29 protein-coding genes and 1 pseudogene are annotated in these 22,916 nt (G+C 66.0%); 22 read left to right on the top strand and 8 right to left on the bottom strand.

Translation table 11 applies throughout. From position 1 onward, the window contains the following. The first annotated feature begins 65 nt into the window (after positions 1 to 65). The 6 genes from GQQ95_RS00665 to GQQ95_RS00640 all read left to right on the top strand — a co-directional run bounded on the left by GQQ95_RS00665 (position 66) and on the right by GQQ95_RS00640 (position 3,272). Complete coding sequence (locus GQQ95_RS00665; RefSeq protein ID WP_157425709.1) at positions 66 to 554, top strand: DUF6463 family protein; 489 nt, start codon at positions 66 to 68, stop codon at positions 552 to 554. After that, entirely contained in the window at positions 551 to 802 is a 252-nt protein-coding gene (locus GQQ95_RS00660; protein WP_157425708.1) for a hypothetical protein, read from the top strand. Before GQQ95_RS00665 ends, GQQ95_RS00660 begins: the two co-directional genes overlap by 4 nt. A gap of 20 nt (positions 803 to 822) precedes the next feature. Then, positions 823 to 1,215, top strand: a complete 393-nt coding sequence (locus GQQ95_RS00655; protein WP_157425707.1) for a DUF1801 domain-containing protein — start codon at positions 823 to 825, stop codon at positions 1,213 to 1,215. A 421-nt stretch (positions 1,216 to 1,636) separates the two neighbouring features. Then, positions 1,637 to 2,215, top strand: a complete 579-nt coding sequence (locus GQQ95_RS00650) for a DUF998 domain-containing protein (protein ID WP_170296916.1) — start codon at positions 1,637 to 1,639, stop codon at positions 2,213 to 2,215. Positions 2,216 to 2,425: 210 nt separating this feature from the next. Next, complete coding sequence (locus tag GQQ95_RS00645) at positions 2,426 to 2,983, top strand: DUF7010 family protein (RefSeq protein WP_157425705.1); 558 nt, start codon at positions 2,426 to 2,428, stop codon at positions 2,981 to 2,983. A 28-nt stretch (positions 2,984 to 3,011) separates the two neighbouring features. Next, positions 3,012 to 3,272, top strand: coding sequence for a GNAT family N-acetyltransferase (locus GQQ95_RS00640; protein WP_157426110.1), 261 nt, complete (start codon positions 3,012 to 3,014; stop codon positions 3,270 to 3,272). Between the two features lie 57 nt (positions 3,273 to 3,329). Here GQQ95_RS00640 and GQQ95_RS00635 read toward each other — a convergent pair whose 3' ends face one another. Both GQQ95_RS00635 and GQQ95_RS00630 read right to left on the bottom strand, forming a co-directional pair. Next, positions 3,330 to 3,977, bottom strand: a complete 648-nt coding sequence (locus GQQ95_RS00635) for a LysE family translocator (RefSeq protein ID WP_157425704.1) — start codon at positions 3,975 to 3,977, stop codon at positions 3,330 to 3,332. Positions 3,978 to 4,308: 331 nt separating this feature from the next. Further along, entirely contained in the window at positions 4,309 to 5,100 is a 792-nt protein-coding gene (locus GQQ95_RS00630; RefSeq protein ID WP_157425703.1) for a helix-turn-helix domain-containing protein, read from the bottom strand. A gap of 134 nt (positions 5,101 to 5,234) precedes the next feature. Here GQQ95_RS00630 and GQQ95_RS00625 point away from each other — a divergent pair, with 134 nt between their 5' ends. Both GQQ95_RS00625 and GQQ95_RS00620 read left to right on the top strand, forming a co-directional pair. Next, the gene (locus GQQ95_RS00625) at positions 5,235 to 5,588 is read left to right on the top strand and encodes a nuclear transport factor 2 family protein (protein WP_157425702.1); all 354 of its coding nucleotides are present in this window, start codon (positions 5,235 to 5,237) and stop codon (positions 5,586 to 5,588) included. Positions 5,589 to 5,718: 130 nt separating this feature from the next. Beyond that, entirely contained in the window at positions 5,719 to 6,099 is a 381-nt protein-coding gene (locus tag GQQ95_RS00620) for a MerR family transcriptional regulator (RefSeq protein ID WP_157425701.1), read from the top strand. A gap of 34 nt (positions 6,100 to 6,133) precedes the next feature. Here GQQ95_RS00620 and GQQ95_RS00615 read toward each other — a convergent pair whose 3' ends face one another. After that, positions 6,134 to 7,072, bottom strand: a complete 939-nt coding sequence (locus GQQ95_RS00615; RefSeq protein ID WP_157425700.1) for an aldo/keto reductase — start codon at positions 7,070 to 7,072, stop codon at positions 6,134 to 6,136. A 378-nt stretch (positions 7,073 to 7,450) separates the two neighbouring features. On the opposite strand from GQQ95_RS00615, the gene GQQ95_RS00610 reads away from it, so the two are divergent. The 8 genes from GQQ95_RS00610 to GQQ95_RS00575 all read left to right on the top strand — a co-directional run bounded on the left by GQQ95_RS00610 (position 7,451) and on the right by GQQ95_RS00575 (position 13,923). Next, positions 7,451 to 8,068, top strand: coding sequence for a dihydrofolate reductase family protein (locus tag GQQ95_RS00610; protein ID WP_157425699.1), 618 nt, complete (start codon positions 7,451 to 7,453; stop codon positions 8,066 to 8,068). Then, the gene (locus tag GQQ95_RS00605) at positions 8,065 to 9,018 is read left to right on the top strand and encodes a GNAT family N-acetyltransferase (RefSeq protein WP_157425698.1); all 954 of its coding nucleotides are present in this window, start codon (positions 8,065 to 8,067) and stop codon (positions 9,016 to 9,018) included. The genes GQQ95_RS00610 and GQQ95_RS00605 overlap by 4 nt, the downstream gene beginning before the upstream one ends. Positions 9,019 to 9,114: 96 nt before the next feature. After that, positions 9,115 to 9,597, top strand: coding sequence for a cupin domain-containing protein (locus GQQ95_RS00600; protein ID WP_157425697.1), 483 nt, complete (start codon positions 9,115 to 9,117; stop codon positions 9,595 to 9,597). 147 nt (positions 9,598 to 9,744) lie between these two features. Beyond that, a complete protein-coding gene (locus tag GQQ95_RS00595; RefSeq protein WP_157425696.1) occupies positions 9,745 to 9,900 on the top strand; it encodes a DUF6196 family protein in 156 nt (51 codons plus the stop codon). Further along, entirely contained in the window at positions 9,900 to 10,349 is a 450-nt protein-coding gene (locus GQQ95_RS00590; protein ID WP_157425695.1) for an SRPBCC family protein, read from the top strand. The genes GQQ95_RS00595 and GQQ95_RS00590 overlap by 1 nt, the downstream gene beginning before the upstream one ends. Before the next feature lie 140 nt (positions 10,350 to 10,489). Next, the gene (locus GQQ95_RS00585; protein WP_157425694.1) at positions 10,490 to 11,788 is read left to right on the top strand and encodes an LCP family protein; all 1,299 of its coding nucleotides are present in this window, start codon (positions 10,490 to 10,492) and stop codon (positions 11,786 to 11,788) included. A 540-nt stretch (positions 11,789 to 12,328) separates the two neighbouring features. Continuing rightward, positions 12,329 to 13,261 carry an EamA family transporter gene (locus tag GQQ95_RS00580; protein ID WP_157425693.1) on the top strand — a complete coding sequence of 311 codons (933 nt, stop codon included), beginning with the start codon at positions 12,329 to 12,331 and terminating at the stop codon, positions 13,259 to 13,261. Between the two features lie 185 nt (positions 13,262 to 13,446). Beyond that, positions 13,447 to 13,923: a P-loop nucleotide/nucleoside kinase family protein gene (locus GQQ95_RS00575; RefSeq protein WP_246205118.1), complete on the top strand. Its 477-nt coding sequence runs from the start codon at positions 13,447 to 13,449 to the stop codon at positions 13,921 to 13,923. Between the two features lie 448 nt (positions 13,924 to 14,371). Here GQQ95_RS00575 and GQQ95_RS00570 read toward each other — a convergent pair whose 3' ends face one another. Beyond that, positions 14,372 to 14,680, bottom strand: coding sequence for a hypothetical protein (locus tag GQQ95_RS00570; protein WP_157425692.1), 309 nt, complete (start codon positions 14,678 to 14,680; stop codon positions 14,372 to 14,374). A gap of 86 nt (positions 14,681 to 14,766) precedes the next feature. On the opposite strand from GQQ95_RS00570, the gene GQQ95_RS00565 reads away from it, so the two are divergent. The 3 genes from GQQ95_RS00565 (at position 14,767) to GQQ95_RS00555 (ending at position 17,423) form a co-directional block, all read left to right on the top strand. After that, positions 14,767 to 15,123 carry a nuclear transport factor 2 family protein gene (locus GQQ95_RS00565; protein WP_157425691.1) on the top strand — a complete coding sequence of 119 codons (357 nt, stop codon included), beginning with the start codon at positions 14,767 to 14,769 and terminating at the stop codon, positions 15,121 to 15,123. Positions 15,124 to 15,844: 721 nt separating this feature from the next. Then, a complete protein-coding gene (locus tag GQQ95_RS00560) occupies positions 15,845 to 16,030 on the top strand; it encodes a hypothetical protein (protein ID WP_157425690.1) in 186 nt (61 codons plus the stop codon). A gap of 652 nt (positions 16,031 to 16,682) precedes the next feature. Then, on the top strand, positions 16,683 to 17,423 hold the full coding sequence (locus GQQ95_RS00555; RefSeq protein WP_157425689.1) for an endonuclease/exonuclease/phosphatase family protein: 741 nt from the start codon (positions 16,683 to 16,685) through the stop codon (positions 17,421 to 17,423). Positions 17,424 to 17,464: 41 nt separating this feature from the next. Here GQQ95_RS00555 and GQQ95_RS00550 read toward each other — a convergent pair whose 3' ends face one another. Further along, positions 17,465 to 18,106, bottom strand: a complete 642-nt coding sequence (locus GQQ95_RS00550; RefSeq protein WP_157425688.1) for an HNH endonuclease — start codon at positions 18,104 to 18,106, stop codon at positions 17,465 to 17,467. 184 nt (positions 18,107 to 18,290) lie between these two features. Between GQQ95_RS00550 and GQQ95_RS00545 the strand changes: the two genes are divergently transcribed. Beyond that, positions 18,291 to 18,839 (top strand): tetratricopeptide repeat protein, encoded by a 549-nt coding sequence (locus tag GQQ95_RS00545; protein ID WP_157425687.1) that lies wholly within the window; start codon positions 18,291 to 18,293, stop codon positions 18,837 to 18,839. Between the two features lie 100 nt (positions 18,840 to 18,939). Here GQQ95_RS00545 and GQQ95_RS00540 read toward each other — a convergent pair whose 3' ends face one another. From GQQ95_RS00540 to GQQ95_RS00530, 3 genes are read right to left on the bottom strand one after another with little or no spacing between them, the layout of a single operon-like run. After that, the gene (locus GQQ95_RS00540; RefSeq protein ID WP_157425686.1) at positions 18,940 to 19,704 is read right to left on the bottom strand and encodes an ABC transporter permease; all 765 of its coding nucleotides are present in this window, start codon (positions 19,702 to 19,704) and stop codon (positions 18,940 to 18,942) included. After that, a complete protein-coding gene (locus GQQ95_RS00535; protein ID WP_157425685.1) occupies positions 19,701 to 20,519 on the bottom strand; it encodes an ABC transporter ATP-binding protein in 819 nt (272 codons plus the stop codon). Before GQQ95_RS00535 ends, GQQ95_RS00540 begins: the two co-directional genes overlap by 4 nt. 29 nt (positions 20,520 to 20,548) lie before the next feature. Then, the gene (locus GQQ95_RS00530) at positions 20,549 to 20,914 is read right to left on the bottom strand and encodes a DUF1048 domain-containing protein (RefSeq protein ID WP_157425684.1); all 366 of its coding nucleotides are present in this window, start codon (positions 20,912 to 20,914) and stop codon (positions 20,549 to 20,551) included. 362 nt (positions 20,915 to 21,276) lie between these two features. Here GQQ95_RS00530 and GQQ95_RS00525 point away from each other — a divergent pair. Then, positions 21,277 to 21,726, top strand: a pseudogene (locus GQQ95_RS00525) (serine hydrolase); the annotation flags it as partial. Between the two features lie 497 nt (positions 21,727 to 22,223). Then, positions 22,224 to 22,751: a GNAT family N-acetyltransferase gene (locus GQQ95_RS00520; RefSeq protein WP_246205117.1), complete on the top strand. Its 528-nt coding sequence runs from the start codon at positions 22,224 to 22,226 to the stop codon at positions 22,749 to 22,751. Positions 22,752 to 22,916: the final 165 nt, after the last annotated feature.

Here is a 22,916-nt window from a genome sequence, read left to right as displayed (position 1 = left end):
TCTTTCGCGAGGGTCGTCCGAGCGGATGAGGCGCCAAGGCGTCGCCGACGCCCAGACTGACCTGCATGACGAGACCAGGAGTCAAGAAGGGACGAGCGATCGCGGGACCGGCGCTTGTCATCGTTTGCGTACTGCACACCGCGGTGGGAGTCGTTGCTTCGGCCCCGGCGTTGGCCGAGGCGTTGGCCAGTGGCTGGTTCGGAGCCATCACGAGCGACCTCGAAGTAGCGCTCTGGTTCTTGATGACCGGGTTCTTCGGCTTGGTGGCGGGCTTCGCGATCACTGCTCTCGAGCACGTCGGGCGAATGCCATGGTCGGTCAGTATCGGGCTGCTGCTGATCGCGCTCATCGGTGTCGGAACGGCGCCGGTGTCCGGGTTCTTGCTCGTCGGCGTGGTGGCGGTCATCGCGATCGTGCAGTCGGCCCGCCGGAACTCTCGCCGAGCTTCCGCCGCACCGGTCCCGAGTGGGGAGCCGGTCGAGACGGCGGGCCCGTCGGCGTCGGAGCGCCCGCTTCACGAGTACCGATCACATCCTGGAAGGACGCAGGCATGATCGCCGTCCACCCCGAGGTGAGTTCGGGCCCCGAGTGCCTCGCTCCGAGGTCCGCGTCGACGAGCACAAGAGTCACGGCTGTGCTTGGCGTACTGCCGCTACTGGCGTACTGGCGTACTGGCGTACTGGCGTACTGGCGTACTGGCGTACTGGCGCTGGCGCTGGCGCTGCTCGCATTCGCGGTCGTGAACGTCACGTTCGAAGGAAGGAACCGCTTCGCCAGCGGAGCCTTCGCCGCGTACTCGTAAGACGGCGCTAGCATCGCGGCATGCCTGCTGCGTTCGTCACCGTCGACGAGTTCCTCGCTGCGCAGACACCAGAGCGCCGCGCCGATGTCGAATCCATGCGTTCGCTCATACGGGAGGCTGAACCCGCACTCATCGAGATCATCAAGTGGAACTCGCCCAATTACACGCTGCACGGCATGGACCGGCTCACGATCAACGCCGCAGGCAAAGGACCAGTACGGCTCATTCTTCACTTCGGCACCCAGCGCGCTGAAGACAAAGACGCCGCTCCGTCGTTCGCGGGCGATCCCGAGGGGCTGCTCGCATGGCACTCCAACATTCGAGCCAGTCTTGCTTTGCCGGCCACCAGTGAGCTCGCCGAGAGAAGCCGCGCGGTCATCGCGGTCATCCGAGCCTGGTTGACCGAGAGATAGCGGATTCGGGTCCGCTCGGATCGCCCGGCAACGTGCCGTCGCAGCCAACGAAGCAATCCTGCAACTGGGCGACCTCCAGCCGCTGCGCTGATGGCCCGGTACGAATGGGCAGAGACGTCGTGCATGCATTCGCGATGCCGTTCCCGATGAGGTGTTCGACGACCTCAGGTCGCGCCACCAGGTTCACGCATGGTCGGTCAAGACTGCGAGGGACCCCTCCGCCAAGATTGAGAGGCGCTCTCGATTGTGTCGGCCCCAACAAATGTGGGGCCTCCTGCCGCCGCCAAGTGGCACCATGCCGGGTGCTTCAACCCGCACTTGCGCCCCGGAGCCGCGAGCTCTTCGCGGATAGAGTGCCGAGCAGGAGGATGTCCGTGGTCGCTGGAGGTAAGGCCGGTTGAGTGTCGCTGCCATCGCATCTGTGACGGCGCTCGTCGCGGGCGGGATCACGGCGGGGCTGATCGCGCTCCTTCACGTACTCAAGCCCGAATACGACCCTTCCTGGCGGATGATCAGCGAATACTCCCTGGGGCGATACGGGTGGGTGATGCGCGTCGCCTTCGTCACGATGGCCATCTGCCTTGCTGCGACGGGTGTCGCGTTGTGGCCGTTCGGCGGCGCGTGGACCATCAGCCTGGCCGCCGTCGCGATCGGCGCGCTCGGTGCCGCGTTCATCGACGCCGATCCGATCATGACTCCGCGCGCTCAGGCCACCTCCGTGGGCAAGGCGCACACGATGCTCGGCGCAGTGTTGCTCGCCGGCTTCCCCCCTGCCGCGCTGCTCGCGGGGGTCGGGGTGGCGACCGCGCTCGGCTGGACACTGGCGATCGCCTCCGTTGTTCCGTTCGCCGGCCTGGTGTGGTTCCTCATCGCCGTAGCCCCAGCCCACGGGCAGGGCGGCTCGCCTCAGATCCGAATCGGATGGCCGGACAGGTTCTGCCTCCTCGCCTACCTGGCATGGGTGGTCCTGGCCGCTCTCAGTGTGCTGTCCGCCGTGTGACGTAGGAGCGCCGCCTTCCAGCCTGACATTGCCGCCCTTCCCGCGACATCATCGGCCCAGCGACACGCCCGGATACCGATCCATGCAGGAGGTGCGGCCCATGACCGCGAGAGCGGCGGCGCGGCATTACGCCATGATTGGTCGGGCGCGTTCTGATGAGCGTTGACGCATCTGCCGTAGGTGACTCGGCCCGAATGGATGAGGACCGACGTGGACGTTCTGCAAGCCCAAGCCGACGTGAGGCGTACCTACCGTGGCGGCTTCTCTGGGCCGCTCGTCTCCTCGATCATCTGGGCCGTCGCGGCTGCGGTCTTCTCCTGGGTTTCACCTGCCGCCGGCATGGCTGTGCTGTTCTTCGGTGGCATGTTGATCTTCCCGTCGGCAGCGCTCGTCCTGAAGTTCATAGGTGGCCCCGTTGCGCTCCCGAAGGGTCATCCCTCTGCCGCTTTGGCGATGCAATCCGCGTTCACCGTGCCGCTCGGACTCCTCGTTGCGATCGTGCTCGGCACGTACGAGCCGCTCCTCTTCTTCCCGGCCTCGCTCATCATCGTCGGCGCGCATTACCTTGTGTTCATCTCGCTCTACGGCATGACGTTGTTCGCAGTTCTTGCAGGTGCGCTCGTTGCGCTCGGCGCGATCACCCTGTTCTTGCTGCCCAACCTCGGCGCAGTCAGCGGATGGATCGGCGCCGGCATCTTCCTCGTCTTCGCCGTGTTGCTGTTTCGGGCTAGGGACATCGCTCACGAGCCCCAGCCCGCCGACGGATGATCATGCGGCACGCTGACAGTCGGTCACCCTGCCGCTACCCACCGGTTGGCGCGGGCACGTCGAAGACGTCGTGGTCGACGAATCGATGCGAGGCAGGGGCATCGCGCGACTGCTGCTCGAGCCGCTGAGGGAACTCGCGACGGAGCGCGAACTCCGGACACTCGATCTCACGTCACGCCCCTCGCGCGAGTCAACACTGCGGCTCTACGAAGCGGTCGGGTTCGTCGGCAGGGACACGAACGTGCTGCGATTCACGCCCCAGTTGTCGAACGGGAGCGCATCGCACTGATGGATAGGTCTGCGGGCAGATCTCCAGTAGCCGTCGCCTTTGCCCTTCTCGGTGCCGCTAGCTGGATGCCGCGGGCGTGGGCGCGTCGATCGCCAGCTTGATCCCGATGGCGCCGAGGAGCGTGCCGGTGGCCCACTTCTGCCAACGCATCCACGCGGGCTTGCCCTGAAGGAAGACCGCGATTGACCCTGCAGCGAGGATGATTGCCGCATTCACCGTCACGCCGACCAAGATCTGTATCGCGCCGAGTTGGAACCCCTGGGCGACCACGCTCCCGGCACCCGGATCGATGAACTGCGGGATCAGCGCCAGATACAGGATCGCGACCTTGGGATTGAGCAGGTTCGTGACCAGCCCCATGCGGAAGAGCTTGCCCGTGGAGTCTCGAGGAAGCGCACTCGTCTCGAACAGTGACCTGCCGCCGGGGCGGAGGGTCTTGTAGGCCAGCCAGAGAAGGTAGAGGGCGCCCACGACCTTCAGCGCGATGAACAGCCACGGGACCACGAAGAACACCGCCGCGAGCCCGAGATTCGCCATTGCCATGTAGACGACGAATCCGAGCGCGGTACCAGCGAGGGAGGTCATGCCTGCACGCCACCCTTGACTGATGCTGCGCGAGACGAGGTACATCATGTTCGGGCCTGGGGTGAGCGCCAACCCCAGCTCGACGAGCGCGATACCGGAAGCGGCAGCCAACGAGATCATGAACTTTCCTTCGCGAGATCAGATGGGCATCCTCATCGATGCGAAGTCCTTCAGAGTCTGCCACGAGCTCGCCCGAGCGGCAGCGGCGTACCCGACCATCACATTGGCTGCCTGCCGGCGGGTGGATCCGCTCACGGGCAGGTCGCGGATGGAAGAGATGCCTTGAGGACTCGGTCACTTTTTCTGCGAGGAAGGCTCCATCCGTCGAACTTGAGCTCAACGGCGCTCAGACGCCGAAGCCGGTGCGACAGGTGGGCCGCCCTGGGCCGTCACTATCGACGTGCGTGCCGGCCTGCAAACGGTCATGGAAAGAACGCGCGCCCCGCCGCCGCTACGTTCTCCCGGTGCCCTCCCGGTTGAGGTGTCGGGTGGTCGCTTCGTCGGCCGGGTAGAAGGTCTCGATACGAAGTTCGTCGACGGTCACGTCGAGGGCCGATTCGACTGCGGCCGAGATGCTGAAGAAGCTCAGGTCGCCTCGTTGCGTAGTGAGGTTGAGTGGGACCACGACATCGCCGGCGCCGGGCGTACCGGCCGCGTCGCCCGGGTACGCAGTCACTTCGTCGGCGAGAGCGCGAAGACGCGCGTCGCCCGTGCGCTGAGCTCGAGCCGTGACCTGACCGATGAGATGCGAGCGCCATTGGCCGAGGTTGCGGATGCGTGGAGCGAGTCCCTCGGGATGCAGAGAAAGCCGCACGGCATTGACCGGGGGGTCGAGCAGGTGAGCGGAACAACCCTCGAGCAGGAGGTCGGTGGCCGAATTGCGATCGATTACGTCCCACCACCGGTCGAGCACGAGGGCGGGGTTCGGCAGATGCGCGTCGAGGATTTGACCCAGCGCCGCGCTCACCGCGAGAAGCTCAGGTGCGTCGAGACGACGTTCGGGATGCTGCGGGGCAAAGCCCGCCGACAGCAGCAAGTGATTTCGCTCCCGCAGCGGTACGTCGAGGTGCGTCGCGAGCCGGTGGATCATCTCGCGGGTGGGGTTGGATTTCCCGGTTTCGACGAAGCTGAGGTGCCGTGTGGAGACCTCTGCTCGTGACGCCAGGTCGAGCTGGCTGAGTCGGCGGCGCTCTCGCCACCCGCGGAGCAGGCTTCCGATGTCGGCGTCCTGTGTGGCGGTCATGGTTCCCGACTCTAGCGACGCTCGTGCTTCATGCCGATGACGTCGGAGGTAATCGACTTGCAGCCCTGCGAACGCGGACGATGGGCTTCAACGCCGCGGCACGAGGCCGTGCAACTCACCGGAAGGAACGCCCGATGAACACCGTTCTCGAAAGCTATCTCGCCACCTGGAATGCTGGCGATGATGCAACCCGCTCGCAATTGCTCGGTGAGCACTGGGCTGAAACCGCTTCGTACATCGATCCCCTCGCCGAAGCTGTAGGCCGCGACGCGGTCGGGGCCACGATCGCGGCCGTGCGGGGACAGTTCCCTGGCTTCGTCTTCTCGCTCGTCGGTGAACCCGACGCGCACCACCGTCAGGTCCGGTTCCAGTGGGGGCTCGGGCCGGCCAACGCTGAACCTGTGGTCATCGGATTCGACGTCGTCACGACCGACGATGCTGGACGCATCGACCAGGTGCTCGGCTTCCTCGACCGGGTTCCGGGCTGAGGCCTCTCGTGGTCCCTCGAGTCTGTGCGACGTAGAGGACCCGAAGGCCGGCCTCGCTCTCTCCATTTTTTTGGTCCGGACCGACGATGCCTGCCTGGAGCCGCTCCAGGCAGGCTGTTAGGGTCTGGTGATGACGACCTACACGCCGGCGGAGGCAGTCGCGCAGTCCGGGTTCAGCATCGATACGCTGCGGTACTACGAGCGAGAAGGCATCCTGCCGCGCATCGAGCGCAACGCCAGTGGCCGGCGCGTATACAGCGAATCCGACCTCTGGATGCTCGGGTTCCTGCGTTGCCTGCGGGACACCGGCATGTCGATCGAGCAGCTGCGTCAGTATGGCGAGTTGAGCCGCAACGACACCACGATGCCGGAGCGGCTCGCCTTGCTTGAGACGCACGCAGTCTCCATTCGTACGCGGATCGCCGAGTTCGAGGTGTTCCTCGCGCGAGTTGAGGAGAAGGCAGCCTGGTACCGCGGGGAACTCCGTCGGATGGGCGATGCCATGGCGTGACCCGGCTGCGGAACCGGCGCTGGGCCGGCGTCCCCTATGCGGTGTCCAGCGCCGACAGCTCGTCGTGGGTGAGAACGGTGGATGCTCCTTCGACAGCCTGCTCGACCTGTTCGACACTGCTGACGCCGACGATCGGCGTCAACGCCGGGCTTCCGGAGGCCAACCATGCGAGCACGACCTGGCCGGGTTGGAGTCCGCGCGAATCGGCGACCCGTGCGAGCGCTGCGAGCCGGCGTTCGGTGCCGGGATGTTGGTACTCGATCTCGAGTGGGCGGTCCTTGCGGTCGTACCGGCCCTGGAGGGTGGCCGTGTAGACCCACCCGTCGAACGAAGGGTTGCGTTGCAGGAAGTCGAGGCCGTCCGGTGCCAGCATCCCGAGCGGGATCGGCTGGCCGGCCACGTCCATGCCCCCCGCGGGCTGAATGTAGGAGTAGCGCTCCTGGTAGGCGCTCGGTTGCGGGAGGCCGGCGTGTTCGGCGGTGGCGCGGATCCGTTCGAGTAGCCAGGACGGGTGGTTGGACACGCCCCAGCGAGAGGTCAGGCCTTCGCTGACCAGGCCGCCGAACGTCTCGACCAGGGCCTGCACGGGAACGGTCGGGTCCTCGACATGCGCCCAATACAGGTCCACGCCGTCAACGCCCAGCCGGTCCAGGCTCTTCGCCATGGCTTCGCGCACGGCGTCCTCGCGCAGCCCCTCGACGTGGTCGGGAAATCCGCCGAGCCGGGTGGGCTGCGCGCCGACCTTGGTACTGAGGCGGACGCGGACTCCGGGGTTTGACGCCAGCCAGCGGCCCAGCAGCGCCTCGCTCTGGCCACCGAAGCCGGTCTCGGAGGTCCAGAAGCTGTAGTTGTCCGACGTGTCGATGAACGATCCGCCCAGGTCGGCGTACCGATCGAGGATCGAGAACGCGGCCCGTTCATCCACTGTGGTGCCGAAGTACATCGTCCCGAGTGCCATCTTTGGTGTGGTCATGACGTCAGTCTCTTTTCTGGAGCGCGCTCCAGGTCAAGTCGCGAGTTCATAGCACCCGATGACTCTGGCAGCGTGAGTCAAACCCACCGCGGCGCGGCGCGATCGGGCGCGAGCCGGACGAAGACGTGCTCGGCGAGCTCGGCCAGCAGCTGGTCCCGCGACGCGAAGTAGTTGGATGCGTGCCGGAAGGAACGGCCGCCTCCCGGTCGACCGCGCCAAAGGTGAGCCCGCGCCCGCCCTCGACCGCGATCACCTCGACCGCCGCATCCAGCAGCCGGTGCCGTCGCTCGACGTTCCTCGCCATCACGAACCCCACGCTCTTGACGCCCAAACCACTATGGGTATAGTGGTTGAATCCCGCTCCGACACGAAGGACCCATGCGAAACCTCACGTACTACATCTCCCTCTCCATCGACGGCTTCATCGCCGGCCCCGACGACGAGGTCGACTTCTTCCCCGGCTCCGACGACTACATGGCTTGGATGGTCGGCGACTACGGCGATGCCCTGCCCAGCCACGCACGGGCACAGCTCGGCATCGCGGATGCCCCGCTCACGCGCTTCGACACCATCGTCATGGGTCGCCGCACCTACGAACCAGGGCTCCAGCTCGGCATCACCTCGCCGTACGCGCACCTGCGCCAGTTCGTCGTCTCGCGCGGTCTCGAACAGCTCGATCCGGCGGTCACGATGGTGGCGAGCGACCCGATCGCCGCGGTGCGGGCCCTGAAGGAGGAGGACTCGCCGTTCGACATGTACCTCGCGGGCGGCGGCGTTCTCGCGGGCCAGTTGCTCGACGAGATCGACCGGCTCGTGATCAAGCGCTACCCGGTGGTCGCCGGCGCGGGCCGGCCCGCCTTCGGTCCCGAGTTCAGCCCAACCGCGTTCGCACTCGACGAGGTGCGCTCGTTCGAGGGCGGCAACGTCGTCGAGTGGTACTCCAGGATCCGAACGGATGCCGCGGCACCGATCGGGGCATCGGCGGCCGACGCATGAGCATCGCCTTCGACATCCGCCATCTCGGCGGCACGCATGAGATCGAGCTCTTCAATCGCATCCCGTATGCGCTGAACGACGAGATCGCCGACGATCTCGAGCTGGGGCGCCGTCGCCTCGAGTGGACCTGGCTCGCGATTCACGAGGGCCACCTGCTCGGTCGACTCGCGCTCTGGAGCCCGAAAGGTGCGACGGATGCCACGCAGTTCGACATCTTCGACCTCGACGACGCGCTCTCCGACGACGAGCAGCGCGCGGTCGGAGCTGCCCTGCTCGGCGCCGCCCGCGGTGAGGTGATCGCGGGCCAGGCGACTCCACCCGAGTTCGCCCGGTACCTGCCGGCCGACTGGCGCGATCGCCCGGCCGAGCGCCGCGCGACCGAGACGATCATGGCCCTGCTCGAGGCATCCGGCGCCCGATTCGTCGTCGAACGGCTGCGCTTGGAGTGGGAGCCGACGACCCGAATCCCGGCCGTGGATCGCCGTCTGAGCTTCCGCGCCTTCGAAGATGAGCACGAGGTGCTCGACCTGACGACGCGCGCGCTCACCGGCACGCTCGATGCGCACAGCCGCGGTGAGCTGAGCCACCGCTCACCGCGCGAGGTCGCACTCACCCAATTCGACGAGGAGTTCGCGCAATACCTGACGCCTCGGCAGTGGTGGCGAGTCGCCCTCGATAGCGCGGGCGGCGCCGTTGGCTTCGTCTTCCCAGCACGTAACTCGTACCACCACATCATCGCGTACGTCGGCGTACTGCCCGAGTATCGCGGCAACGGCTACATCGACGGCATCCTCACCGAGGGCACACGCGTTCTCGCCGAAGCGGACGCGCCCCACATCCGCGCCTCGACTGATGTCGGCAACGTGCCCATGGCGAACGCGTTCGCACGCGCCGGCTACGACACATTCCAGCGGCTCATCAACATGGAATGGCCGCTCGCCCGGCCCTGAGTCGCCGCGGAATCCGGCGGACCCCGCGGCTACTCGGTTCGCGTCGTTCACTTCAATACGTCCGATATCCAGATCACGAATGAAAGGCAGCACCACATGCACACCTCAACCACCCACACGATCGTTCGAGCCGCCACGGCCGAGACTCTCGCCGACGGCCCGACGAGCTCCATCACGCTGCTGGCCGACGGGGAGCACACCGCCGGCGCGACGACGATCAACCGTGCCCACCTCGCCCTCGGCTCGCCCGGAGCGCCGGCACATCGGCACGAGAACGCCACCGAGACGATCTTCGTCATCGACGGCTCGCTCGACGTGCTCATCGACGACGAGGTGCACACGCTCACGGCGGGCGACCTCGTCTTCATCGACTCGGGCACCGCGCACGCGTTCGCGCCCACCCCGGGAAGCACTGCCGACATGCTCGCGATCTACACCCCGGGCCAGGAGCGCTTCGCCTACTACCGGATGCTGCAGCAGTTCCACCTCGGCGAGATCACGCTGCCCGAACTGCAGGCGACCTCCGACCGCTTCGACAACCACTACGTCGACAGCCCGGTCTGGCGCGCCCGCGCCTGACCGGCAAGGCGTGGCCGACCGGCACGACCGGCCGGCCACGCTCACCCTCCGAGCACGGCGCGCGACGCTAGCCAGTCAGCATCCCGCCACACGAGACGCACTCGTGCAGGCAGCAGACCAAGCACGTCAGAAGACGAGGAGAACCTCATGGTGAGCGTGAGCCAAGAAACCATCGAACAAACAGAGCAGCGACTCCACCGGGTCATCGCTGCAGCCGACCTCGTCGCGCTCGAAGGGGTTTGGTCGTTCACTGAGTCAGCCCTCGCGGAACCTCCGGCCCTGACGCCAGGCGTGCCGCGCTGATGGGATCATTCGACATTCAGTGCGACGTCAACGGCTCGGTCCGTCACGTCTTCGCTGCACTTTCCGACGTGACCCGGATGCCCGAGTGGTACTCCGCGGTTACCGTCGTCACGGAGCTCACTGCACCGCCGATCTCGCGCGGCTCTCGCTTCCGTATCCACCGAAACCTTCCCGGCGGGCCGGTCATCAACATCGTCGACGTGACCGAACTGGAGCCGGATCGCGTATTCACTCTGACCAGCGTGGAGGGGCCGACACCGTTCAGCTACCGCTACACACTCACCCCCTCGGATGCGGGCACCACGATCGCGCTGCACGGGCAGATCTCCACGGAAGGGCTGACCGGCCCTGCCCGGTTCGCCGGCTCGCTGGCTCCGCGGCTCTTCGCTCGCGGCATGGAGGAGAACCTCAACCGCTTCAGAACGATGATCGAACGGGCATCTGCCTGACTGACTGACGAGCTGTCGCACCCGTCGGTCGTAGGAGCCGCCGGAAAGTCACCTACGGAAGGGACGCGTCAAGCAATGCCGCCACACGCCTGCGGGCGGCCGACCGAATCGGCGCCGAGGAGCTCGGACAGGGCCACGCGATGACCCTCTCACAGGTCATCAAGCACCGAAGGACCATCGACGTCAAAGACGGCGACTCCGTCCGGCATGGCAAGCTCAAGCCTCGATCGTCGACAACTCGAGCTCTGTTCAAGCTCAGCGGAGCTGCGCTGGCGTGCTGTTCCGTCGCGACGACCGCGGTTGCCCTCTATTTCGCCGCTGAGTCATTGGGGTCGGTGTCGTCGAACGCCGTCGACATCGGCACCTCAACGGAAAGCCTCCCGTCGGTGGGTCTGGGGAGCGTCGATGGCGGCTTCGACATGTTGGTCGTCGGCGCCGACAATTCCGCCGACCAGGGTGACGCGTACGGTGACCGGGGAGGCGCAACGCTCAACGACGTCAACATATGGCTCCACGTCAGCGACGACCACTCCCGCGCAACCGCCGTCAGCTTTCCTCGCGACCTGATCGTTCCGCATCCCGAGTGCGTCGACCCAGCGACCGGCGAAACCTTCGATGCGATGTCAGCACAGCCCCTGAACGATGCCTACGGTCGCGGCGGGCTCGGGTGCGTCGCCCAAACCATCTCGTCGCTCACCGGCGAACCCTTCGAGTACGCGGCGTCGGTGGCTTTCAGCGGCGTCATCGCGATGAGCGATGCAGTGGGGGGCGTTGAGGTGTGCTTGACGGAACCGATCGATGACCCTGAGGCGGGTCTGATCCTGCCTGCCGGGACGAGCTCGCTTCAGGGTCACGCGGCGCTGGCGTTCCTGCGCACCAGACACGGCATCGGTGATGGAAGCGACCTCGCACGCATCTCCAACCAACAGGCCTTCCTGTCCTCGCTGATCCGGCGGGTCCAGTCCGAAGCGACGCTGACGGATCCGGCAAAGGTCATCGGATTGGCCCGCGTCGCTGTCGACCACATGGTGCTCTCGACCTCGTTGGCCAACCCCATCACCATGGCCTCGCTCGCGATGTCGATGAAAGACATCCCACTCGACCAGATCGTCTTCGTGCAATACCCCGGAACAACCGGCGACGCGGAGTTCCCGGGAAAAGTCGTTCCGCTCGCAGACCACGCCGAACAACTCATCGCCGCGATCGTGTCCGACCAACCCTTCACCCTCGGCAGCGACTCGCTCGGCTCCGGAGTCGCCCCAGCGCCTGCCGAGCCAGCACCCGAGCCGGCGCCCGAGCCGGTGCCCGAATCGCCCGCCACGACGGTGCCCGCGGCTCCGGCTCCGGTCGAATCCAACGAACCGGCACCGCCCGTCATGGAGGGACTGAAAGGGCAAGTCGCATCACAAGCCACCTGTACGCAGGGCCTTTCCGAATGAACGCGCAGCCGGCTTATCGAAGAACCGTGCAGCGAGTCGATGATGCGACCATGAGCACCGCGTCATGCTCGACGGCGTCCGTGAGGGGATGCGGATGCCTGGCGTGACGCCGCCAACACGCACATCCTCGCCACACGAGACGCGCTCGTCACACTCCACAAGGAGACCGACCATGACCGACCATAACTACGTGGCGTACGAAGACCATCCAACCGGCCTCATGATCGAAGAATTCAACGGCGCCGGTCAGTTCGACAACGTCACTCTCCACCCCACCGTCGCCATCACAGCCGAGAGTGACGCCCAGCTAGCGGAGGAGTTGCACCATCGAGTCGCCGACTACTGCTTCATCGCGAGATCCGTCCAAACGCCCATCGGACACGTCGGGGGCACTCGGGGACCCCGCGCGTGGCCGGATCATGTTCGCGCTCCTCGGTGACCGCTCCGTCCCGGCCGGAGAGGCGTTCACGGCACAGCAGAACACCGCGGTCGGGATCCAGAAATCCGGTCCTACGGCAAGACTGGGCGGGCGGATGCATCGTGGCTAGCAAGTTCGGACTGTCCGACCGTGTGCGGTTGGTCGCGGCGCTCGCAGTCGTCTACCTGGTGTGGGGTTCGACCTACGTTGCGATCAAGGTCGCGATCGCGGCAATCCCTCCGCTGCTCATGAGCGGCGTGCGGTTCCTGATCGCCGGGGCGTTGCTGTATGCCTGGTGCGCGCTGCAGCGCCGACGACATCCGCAGCGCGGCTGGACGCCGCCGACGCCTCGTCAGTGGCGCTCCGGCATCATCATCGGCCTCCTGCTTCCCGCGGCCGGCACGGGTGTCGTCAGCTGGGCGGAGCAGTACATCTCGTCCGGTCTTGCGGCGCTCCTGCTCGCGACGATCCCGATCTGGATCGTCGTCGGCGCGGCCGTCTTCGATCGAGAACGCATCACCACCCCCGTTGTCATCGGCCTCGCCACGGGAGTTGCAGGTGTCGTGGTCTTGGTCGACCCCTTCGACGGCGCAGTACCCGCCCTGATTCCTATGCTGGCCACTCTCGCCGGCGCTCTGAGTTGGGGCCTCGGATCGATCTACAGCAGGCATGCGACACAACCCGCGCAACCATTGCTCGGCAGCGCCATCCAGATGATCGCCGCAGGACTCGTCCTCGTTCTGATCGGGTCGGTCAGCGGAGAGCTCTCCCGTGTAGACCTCGCGGAGATCACGGCATCATCGTGGATCGCCGTGGCGTACCTCATCGTCTTCGGAAGCCTGCTCGCGTACAGCGCATACACCTGGCTCCTCGCACACGCATCATCCCGCCTCGTTGGAACCTATGCGTTCGTGAACCCGCTCGTTGCCGTTGCCCTCGGCTGGGCGATCCTTGGCGAAACACTCACCGCGCAGACAGTGGTCGCTGCCGCGCTCGTCATCACGGCGGTCGCCATCCTCGTCTTGCAGCCGCCACCGTCAAGACGCCCTGCATGAACGAGGACCGTGCGGGCCCGCGACGGCGCGCATTTCGCTGCGTGCTTGCACTGCAGAGGCATACTCGATCGCCTCTCCACTGTTGCGGAGGTGAGAGTGCGCTCCGGCGCCGCAGCGCCAGTGCCTTGATTGCCCGGACGCCCGTGGAACGATCCGCTTTCGGTCGGGGAGCTAGAGTCGGGACGGTGAGCAGGGTCGTTCTGATGTGCGGGCCGGCGGGATCCGGAAAATCGACCGTCGCCAGAGAACTCGAAGCGAAGGGCATGACCCGACTCTCGTTCGACCGGGAAGCCTGGCGACGTGGGATCCACGTGATGCCTCTTCCGACCGACGTGCACGAGGAGATCGAGCGAGAACTGCGAGACCGCCTCGTCGCACTGGTCGAAGCCGGTGCCGATGTCGTCCTCGACTTCTCGTTCTGGTCAAGACGATCCCGCCTCGCGTATCGTGACCTGCTGCGACCACTCGGAGTGGTACCGGAGACCATCTATCTCGCGACCCCACGAGCAATTGCGCTTGAACGGATGCAAGCACGCGGCCATGAGCACGCGGACGACTATGCACTCGCTGTGGACCTCGCTGCCGAGTATTTCGACCACTTCGAGCCTCCCACCGCCGACGAAGGTCCGCTAACCGTACTCGGAGCAGCCGGGCCGCAATAGCGGATCGGCTTACGGCTAGCCCTGCGGCAGGTGGCGTGAGAGGCTCGCTCATGCGTCCGGCTCGCTTCGCGGGGCTCTGCTGCACCGGACGACTCACTGTTCACACCAAGGTGCGGAGCTGAACCGTTTGGAACCGATCAACACGTTCATTGAACTCTTCGCCGGATTTGCGGGCGTCGCACTCGGGCTGTGGCTCTTCTTCACGCGCGCAACACGCGCGCGCGAGACTCAGGAACGACTCGAGAGACTGCCGCGCCGCGTCGGCGAGACGAGCGCTCGGAGTTCGACGACCGGGACCTTTGCGCTGGTTTCCGGATTCTTGGTGGTCCTGTCCGTTGGGCTGATAATCGACGCGGGTCGCCGACTTATCGCAGGCTGAACACAACTCGACCGAACCCCCACCGAGAGGGCGCCCGACGGTGTCGTCGCCGGCTCGCGCTGTTCGGGCCTAGAACGGGTCACGGACGATGTGGATGCGGTGCTTCACGGACTGCATGAGGCGCATCGGAACGAACTCGGCGCTCCTCTTCGAGCCCTTCCCGCGTACCGGCAGGCCCAGCGCCCGTTGTAGGGCTGCGGTGAGATTTAGGTCTAGCCATCCGAGAAAGGTGCCGAGGCCGACGCGTGCACTCCAGCCAAAGATGACCAGCCACAGCACGAAGCCCAGCGGGATGAGGATCCAGAGCAGCAGCCCTCGTAGAACCAGCAAGGCAAGCGCAGCCACATCGCCTAGTGCTTCGCGCGTGGCATTGTCCATGACGTGAGCGTACTGGCAGGCAGGACACGGCGGCCCGCCGATCCGGCAGCGGGCGCGGGAGGGGGAAGACGTCGTAGCGTGGGGCCATGTCAACACGGGACGACGCCGGACGCACGCTCGACCAGGCCGAAGATGCGATCCAGGCGGCCATGCGGGCCAGCGACGTCGACGACCTCGTGTTCGCCGGTCCAGACGGGAAGGTGATCGGTAAAGCGGCCGACCTGGAGGCGCATCGGAGCGGCGCAACCCGCTTCGCGAGCATCCAGGAGACCCACCGGCGCACGACCGAGGTCGCGAGGGCCGGCGCCACCGAGACGACTGCCGCGGCAACGGTGTGGAATGACGGCCGATGGGTCGACGTCAGCCTGCGATGGACCCGCGACTGGCGCATCATCGACGGACGCTGGCAGGTCGCGGGCGGATCAGTCACCATCCTGGGTTGAGCACTCGTCGGTGCCCGCATCTGGATCCGCTTGCGGCCGTCTGCCGACCCTTGAGGCAATGAGCTCTGACGCATCGTGCCGGGTCGCGGCTCGAGTATTTCGAGGCGAATCCTCGCAGTCCGTGGACGATGCTTGGCAACCGCGATGAGGAAGGCGAGCAGGGTCCGCGGCTCGACACTGAGGCTACGACGAGAGCCGCCCCGTCAACGCAATGGGCGATGAAGACATGATCGGTTACCGCTGAATCTGGCGGTTGCCTCGGATCACATGCCGATAGGCGGGAGCTGGCCGTCGGGCGAGCGATCCTTCCCGCATCGAGCGCACTCGAAGAACCGCGCTCCGGTCTCTTCCTGATGATGCACGACCCACTTGTGCATGCCCAGACGGCACCGCCACGTTTTCCCAGTCATGTGATCCCCTCCCGTCCGCGTCGTCAGGGGAGACGATGCACATCGTACTCCGATCGGGCGCGGGCGGCGCAGGATTGCGACAGGATCCGCTTGCGGTCATCCGACGGTGGATCCGCTCACGAGCGTCCGTGCACCGACGGCACACGCGCCCGACCTGCTTGCAGGTATCGGGCGGGCCCAGAGGTAAGCCGGCGAGGTGCGGTCCCGGTCGAGCCGGAACCGTACCCGGAGGAGTTCATAGCGGCACCGACGTGTCGGGGATAGTGTATGGATCGTCGACGTCGACGGCGTCGGGCACGAGGAGGTGCGTCATGGATCCGCTGTTGTGGATCGTCGGGCTCGTGATACTCGCTGCGATCGTCGTATTGCTGGTCAGGAACGCGGGACGCTCCCGCGCCCCCTCGGAGGATCCCGCCGCTGAGCGCACTGCCCAAGAGCAGGCGCGGATCGAACAGGAGAAGCGGGAACAGGCCGGCCCCGGCGCCGGCAGCGTTTGACGGCCGGATGCAGCTCTCGCCCCCTTCTTTCCTCTTGTCTGTTCGCAACTCGTCATCGGGTGGCTCGTGCTCGCGGTCCATCGCGATCCGCGGTGATCCATTGGGGTCGGTGGCTGTCCGTGTGCGGGTGGAGTAGCCTTCGCCTCAGATTCACGGTTCCCAGATTGAGGGTGTAATTATGGGTCGGACGCCGTTCAGGTGCCGGCTCGGCGTGCATCGGTGGGTGGTGCATCGTGAACCGGATGTCGCTCCGTATGAGGAGTGTGCGCGCTGCGCGAAGATCCGCATGGTGGATCTTGCCTCCGGGGGCCTGGGCGGGATGCTTCCCTAACTGTTGGGCACCGCTGCGGCGCCCCACGCGAGCCTTCATGTCGCTCGACGGGAGGCATTCCAGGCGTGCACTTGATGCGTGGGCCGCACGAGGATCTCGTTTATCGAGACGTGTTTGCGCAGGCCGATCGCCCCGGCATGTGCTCACCGCCGCAGCCAAGCTGGGCCGAATCGAAGAGTGAGAGTGAGCCGAAAGCCGATCCGCCTGCGGGCAACTGCGCAGCTGGGGTGATGACTGCGCCCCCGAGCTTGCCGCGGATCGCCTGACTAGGCTCGCACCTGAGTGATGACCGCTCTCCTCCATGAGGAAGGAATCGAGTGAATGCGGATCGCGACCCTGAACTTACGGCACGGTGGCGGACCGTGCGTCCGTTCGCTGCTCGAGCAGATCGCGAGGATCGACGCAGACGTCCTCGTGCTCACCGAGTTCCGAACTCCTGGCGTAGCTCTCATCGACGGGCTGCATTCGCTCGGATATCAGACAACGACCTCACTGCCACCGGGCTCGTCCAATGGGATCGCTATAGCCTCGCGTTCGGTGATCGACCGCTCATGGTCGTTGGCTCAGGACTTAGATCCCGACTTGGATTCGCATCGGCTATGGGCGGTGGCAACAAATGGGTTGAGCCTCGTCGGGGTCTACCTCCCCCAAAGGAAGCTCAAGCTGCCCTACTGGGATGCCGTCATCTCGGCGGCCGCCAGCGGCCATCTCAATGCAGGGGTGTTGATAGGCGACTGGAACACAGGCACGAACACCTTGGACAAATCCCCGGCAGGAGCCGGGTTCGACGGCGCCGATCGACTCGCCGCGCTCGAAGCGACTGGCTACGTCGACCCCTGGCGGCTTTCGCATCCTGACGAACGGGAGTACTCCTGGTTCAGCACCGCGGGCAACGGGTTCCGGGTAGACCATGTCTACGTCCATCCCTCCCTTCTCGACGACGTGCTGAACGCTTTCTACGACCAGACACCGCTCGCAGAAAGAGCAACCGACCACGCCGCGTTGATCCTGGAGCTCAGTGACGAGTTCAGGTCGAACCCAGATCTGCCGCGCAACGTCTGAATAGGGGCCAAGTCTTGCTCGCGCCTCACCCAGGGACCCGCCTACGTCATCAGCCTCGCGTACCGGCGCACCCACTCGCGGTGATAGGCGGGACGGGTGACTCCCGCGCCCGCCGCCACGAGGGCCGGATAGAAGGATGTGAGGCCGTCCCAGTCGTCACCCGCCCGGGCGAACCCGACAGGTGGCATGTCGTCGATCAGCAAATCGGACTTACGCGTGTTGCATGCAGCATGGAGCGTAGTCAGGTTCCCGAGCACGTTCGGCCCACCACGGCTGTGCGCGACCACGTGATCGGCTTCTGGCGCGAGCGCCCAGAACACCGGGTGTATCTTCCCTCGCTTGTAGTGCACGTCGTACCCAACCGCGTCCGGGAATAGGTCATGAACCGCGACGAGGATGCAACGCGGTACTGCCCGTCCGCCGCAATACGTGCAGCGGAACCCGTCGCGGATGAACACTTGCGCTCGAAGCGACTCATTCCGCGGGCGGACGCCGGCCACAGCCTCACGGTTCCCAACCTTCCCCGCCGCGGTGAGTCGGCCCATCCAAACTTCGCCGGCGATCGGTTGCAACGCCGCCGCCGCCGAGACCAGGTCTCCGCCAGCGACGGCGGCAACGGCCCCGGTGAGGATGCCGGCATACCGTTCCACGTCGGCGGCGTCGAACGTGACGATGTCCACCATGACTCCGAACCTATCGGCCAAAGGCGGTGAGTATCTGGTTCCTGACCCGCTGCTTGGTCGTGAATTCGAGGGTCCGCTCCTGCGACAGCCGATGTCGCGTAGGCGGATCCTCTGCCGGGCGGGCGAGTCGCGAGCGGGGAGATTGTAGGCCGCGATTCCCACCTGGACGGATCAGGATAGGGGTATGGACAATTCTTGGGACGAGCGCGTCGCGATGTTTTGGTCTACAGCGAATGAGGAGGACGAGGCAGCGACCATCGCTGAAGTCGAAGCGCTGGCCGCCGAACGCGACCCGGGCGATCCCGCAGCCTTGTTCGAACGCGCGTCCGCGCAGGACTTCGTCGGACGTGAGTCTGAAGCGATTCCGCTGTATCGCGCCGCCCTAGCGGCAGGCTTAGGTGGCTCTCGGAAGACCCAAGCCCAGATCCAGCTGGCGAGCTCGCTCCGCAATATCGGCGACACACGAGCAGCGGAAGCTATCCTCCAGCACGCAGAACCTGACGGCGCGGTTGGCGCGGCAGCGCAAGCGTTTCTCGCACTCAGCCTCCGTGACCTAGGGAGGCACGACGAAGCACTTCGCGTCGCGCTAGAAGCGCTCGCGCCGACGCTCCCCATGTATGGACACGCCGTCGCCTTCTATGCAGCCGCGCTGACTGCCGGCGTCAACGGCTCCGATGAGATCGCGCCCGGGCCTGAAGGAACGACGAAGCAAGCGCTGGGAGGTCGCATATGATCGACCTCGAAGCCGCCGTGAGGTCGCTAACTGAGGACACGAAAGATGCCGTCCGCACTCTGAGGTGACGACGGCATCGTTCGTTTGAAGGGCTGGTCGCTCAGCTGAGCTTGCGGCGGTAGATCGCGACGGACCAGATGTAGGCGCCGACCAGGATGGCGACGAGCCACGCGAGGGCGATCCAGATCTCGTCGCCGACGGGCTCCTGCGCGAACAGGGCGCGCATGGTGTCGACGATCGAGGTGACCGGCTGGTTCTCGGCGAACCAGGCGACCGGGGCGGGCATCGTGTCGGTGGGCACGAACGCCGAGCTGATGAACGGGAGGAAGATCAGCGGGTAGCTGAACGCGCTCGCGCCGTCGACCGTCTTCGCCGAGAGGCCGGCGACCACGGCGAGCCAGGTCAGGGCCAGGGTGAAGAGCGCCAGGATGCCGGCGACGCCGAGCCAGGCACCCGCGGACGCCCCGGTGCGGAACCCCATGATGAACGCGACCCCGATGACGATCGCCACCGAGACGAGGTTCGCGACCAGCGACGTGAGCACGTGCGCCCAGAGGACGCTCGACCTCGCGATCGGCATCGACTGGAACCGCTCGAAGATGCCGCCCTGCATGTCGAGGAACAGGCGGTAGGCCGTGTACGCGATACCCGACGCGACCGTGATCAGCAGGATGCCCGGGAGCATGTAGTTGATGTACGACTCGTCGGTTCCGGTGTTGATCGCCCCGCCGAGCACGTACACGAACAGGAGCATCAGGGCGATCGGGGTGACCGCGGTGGTGATGATCGTGTCGGGACTGCGGAGGATGTGGGTCAGCGACCGGCCCGTGAGGACCCGCGTGTCGCCGAGGACGTGGCTGGTCATCGGAGTTCCTTTCCTGCGGTTTCGGTCTCGGCCGCGGCATCCGTCTCGCCGGTCTCTCCGACCAGCGCGAGGAAGACGTCCTCGAGGGAGGGCTGCTTCTCGACGTACTCGACCTTGGCGGCCGGGAGGAGCTGCTTGAGTTCGGCGAGGGTGCCGTTCTGGATGATGGTGCCCTTGTGCAGGATCGCGATGCGGTCGGCGAGCTGCTCGGCCTCATCGAGGTACTGCGTGGTGAGCAGCACGGTCGTGCCGCCCTCGGCGAGCTTCTTGACCGTCTGCCACACGTCGATGCGCGCCTGCGGGTCGAGTCCAGTGGTCGGCTCGTCGAGGAAGATGATCGGCGGGTTGCCGATCAGGCTCATCGAGATGTCGAGCCGGCGGCGCATGCCGCCCGAGTACGTGCCCGCCTTGCGGCCGCCGGCCTCGGTGAGCGAGAAGCGGTCGAGCAGCTCGTCGGCGATCGCGCCCGGGTCCTTCAGATGCCGCAGCTTCGCCACGAGCACGAGGTTCTCACGGCCGGTCAGCACCTCGTCGACCGCGGCGAACTGCCCGGTCAGGCTGATCGACTCGCGGACGTCGTTCGGCTTCGCGGCGACATCGAACCCGGAGACCGTCGCGGTGCCCGCGTCGGCCTTCAACAGCGTCGACAGGATACGGACCACGGTGGTCTTGCCCGCGCCGTTCGAGCCGAGGAGGGCGAAGATGCTTCCCGCCTTCACGTCGAAGTCGACGCCGCGGAGCACGTGCAGGTCCTTGAAGGACTTCTCGATGCCCCTCACCCGGATCGCCGGTTCGGAGGTTCGCGTGGCGGTCATGTCCGTTTCTCCGTTCTTTCTCGGCGCGTTCACGCCCGGTTGTCGATGGCGGCGTCGATCGCCTCGGTGAAGCGGCGGCGCTCATTGTCGATCCACTGCTTGCCCGAGTACCCCGCGACGAGGGAGTCCGCGAACTTGACGGGGTCATCGCCGACAAGCTCGCGCACCGGAGTGCGGTTGGCCGCGCCACGCTCCCACAGGTTCGCAGAGTCGCCGAGCACCGTCATCAGGGTCTGTCCGTCGGTGACGCCGCCCGTGTACATGAGGTAGCGGTCGAGTGCCTTGGCGGCGCCGGCGTAAGGTGCGGGAAGTGCGGCAATGCGGGCCTTGTACTGCTTGTACTGCTTCTTCTGCTCAAGGGTCCCAGTGAGGGCTTCGATCCAGTTCGTGGCCATGATTACTCTCCTGATTCGGTCGGTGCGTCGGTGTCTCGGGGTGTAGTACTTGGTGATGCTGAGTACTGGTACATAGTAAGCATGAGTACCGGTAGATAGCAACACTGAATAGCAGATTTCTGTGCCGAGTCGAGCAGGTTGCCCACGCCGGAGAACTACTGAGCGCTATGACGGTCCAGCACGAAATCCACCACTTGGGTCGTGAGCCGTTTTCCACTGCCGGACGTTGCGTAATCCGCGGGCAGCGCCGCACGTAGGGAGCATCCCGCTCCCTCCTCTCCACTCAACGACGCGACGAGTGGCGGGCATCCTCGCGCCGCTCGGGCTCACCGGAACCTTCATGCCGATGGACTCACCCGACCTGCCCGAGCCCCCACGCGCACGGATACGCACGCTTCGCAGACGGCGAAGGCTTCACGATCGTCGATGTCACGCGGTGGAAACCGTCGCTGCTGCACGCCTCCGGCGGGATGATCTCGACGACCGCCGACCTCGCCGTCTTCTTCTCGACACTGCTCGGCGGCCGCATCCTGCCTGCGCGCCTCCTCGACGAAATGACCACACCCGAGCCGCTCGCCGGCTACGGCCTCGGCGTCTTCGTGCAGGACCTGGTTCCGGAAGCGGGAACGATCATCCACCACAACGGTGGCGCCCCGGGCGGGTTCGGCGCGCTGATGATCGGCAGCCCCGACGGGATCAAGGTGCTCACCGCCGGCATCACGATGGGCGACGAGGACATGGACCCCGCGCAGGCATTCCCCGCGGCGCTCGGCGCGCTGGTCGCGAGCGCGTTCGGCACGCCGGTCGCCTGACTCGTCGCGCCGCCGCGCCCGTCACCTCGAACGACGGGCGCGGCGTCCGGGCTCAGGGCGTCAGAGCTCAGAGCAGCAGTGAGACGAGTCGTTCGGTGCTTCGCGTCGGCCGCATCGGTGATGCGCCGTCATTTGGAACACCCCGGTGCGGTCTTGATTGGTGGTGCTGTTGTGGGGTGCATCGCAGGCGGCGCAGGCTGACTCGCCGCATCGACAGCTGGCGCCCTGTAGCGCGCTGGTGGACTGCGATCGACGCGATCGTCAGCGCGTACGAACCCCCGGGCATAGCCGCCTCATCGACACGACACTGAGAGAAGGGCGAGATGGAGGCAGCAGACAGCGCGTTACAAGTCGGTTGTGCCTCCGTTCGAGGCCGCGTGGCGGTGGCTGCGCGGTGGCGGTAGCAGGCCTGGTGCAGCACGATCGCCAGCTGCGCGGCGGTTCACGAACCAGAGATAATCGCCGTGCAGTGATCCAATCCGGAAGGGAAGTGCACGTTGACGCATGTCGAGCAAGAGCAACCGTTAGATCTCGTGAAGCTCACCCCTGCCGCGGCGGGTGAGGTGATGACGTTGCAGCGGGCGGCGTACGCGACCGAAGCGCAGATCTACGGCGATCCGTTCCTGCCCGCCTTGACTCAATCCTTGACGCAAGTCGAACAGGAGCTCAAAGGGTTCTCCATCGGCATGCGTCTCGGCGCGAGACTGGTCGGGGCTGTGCGGTGGACGGTAGAGTCCGGTGTCGCACACATCGGTCGGCTCACCGTCGCACCGGATATGCAAGGACGCGGCCTGGGGACGCGGCTACTCAGGGCTGCTGAGGAGGCCAGCGATGCGCAGGCCTTCGAGTTGTTCACCGGTCACCTCAGCGAAGCGAACGTCCGGCTATATCAGCGAGAGGGCTATCTTCTGACGCGGCGGGAAGCCCTTCGCGAGGGAGTCGATCTCGTCTACCTTCGCAAGGAGCGGCCCGGTCGGCGAGCAGCCTCCACGCACGCCCAACCCGAGCACAGCACATCGACGTAGGTCGGAGCGCGTAAGCCGGTCCCACAGCGGACGCCAGCTCACCTCGCCGGGCGCGACGCAGGCGCTGCGTTCGAAGTGTCCGTTTAGCCGGCCCGGTGAAAACGCCCGCAGGGGCACGCCTACTGCAACGCGAACCGGACCCGCTGCCTCCCGGTCGGAGCATCG

This window comes from Agromyces salentinus (assembly GCF_009749395.1).
GTDB classification, from domain to species: Bacteria; Actinomycetota; Actinomycetes; order Actinomycetales; family Microbacteriaceae; genus Agromyces; species Agromyces salentinus.
The sequence above is the reverse complement of the archived record's forward strand: the minus strand, read 5'-3'. Positions and strand labels throughout refer to the sequence as shown.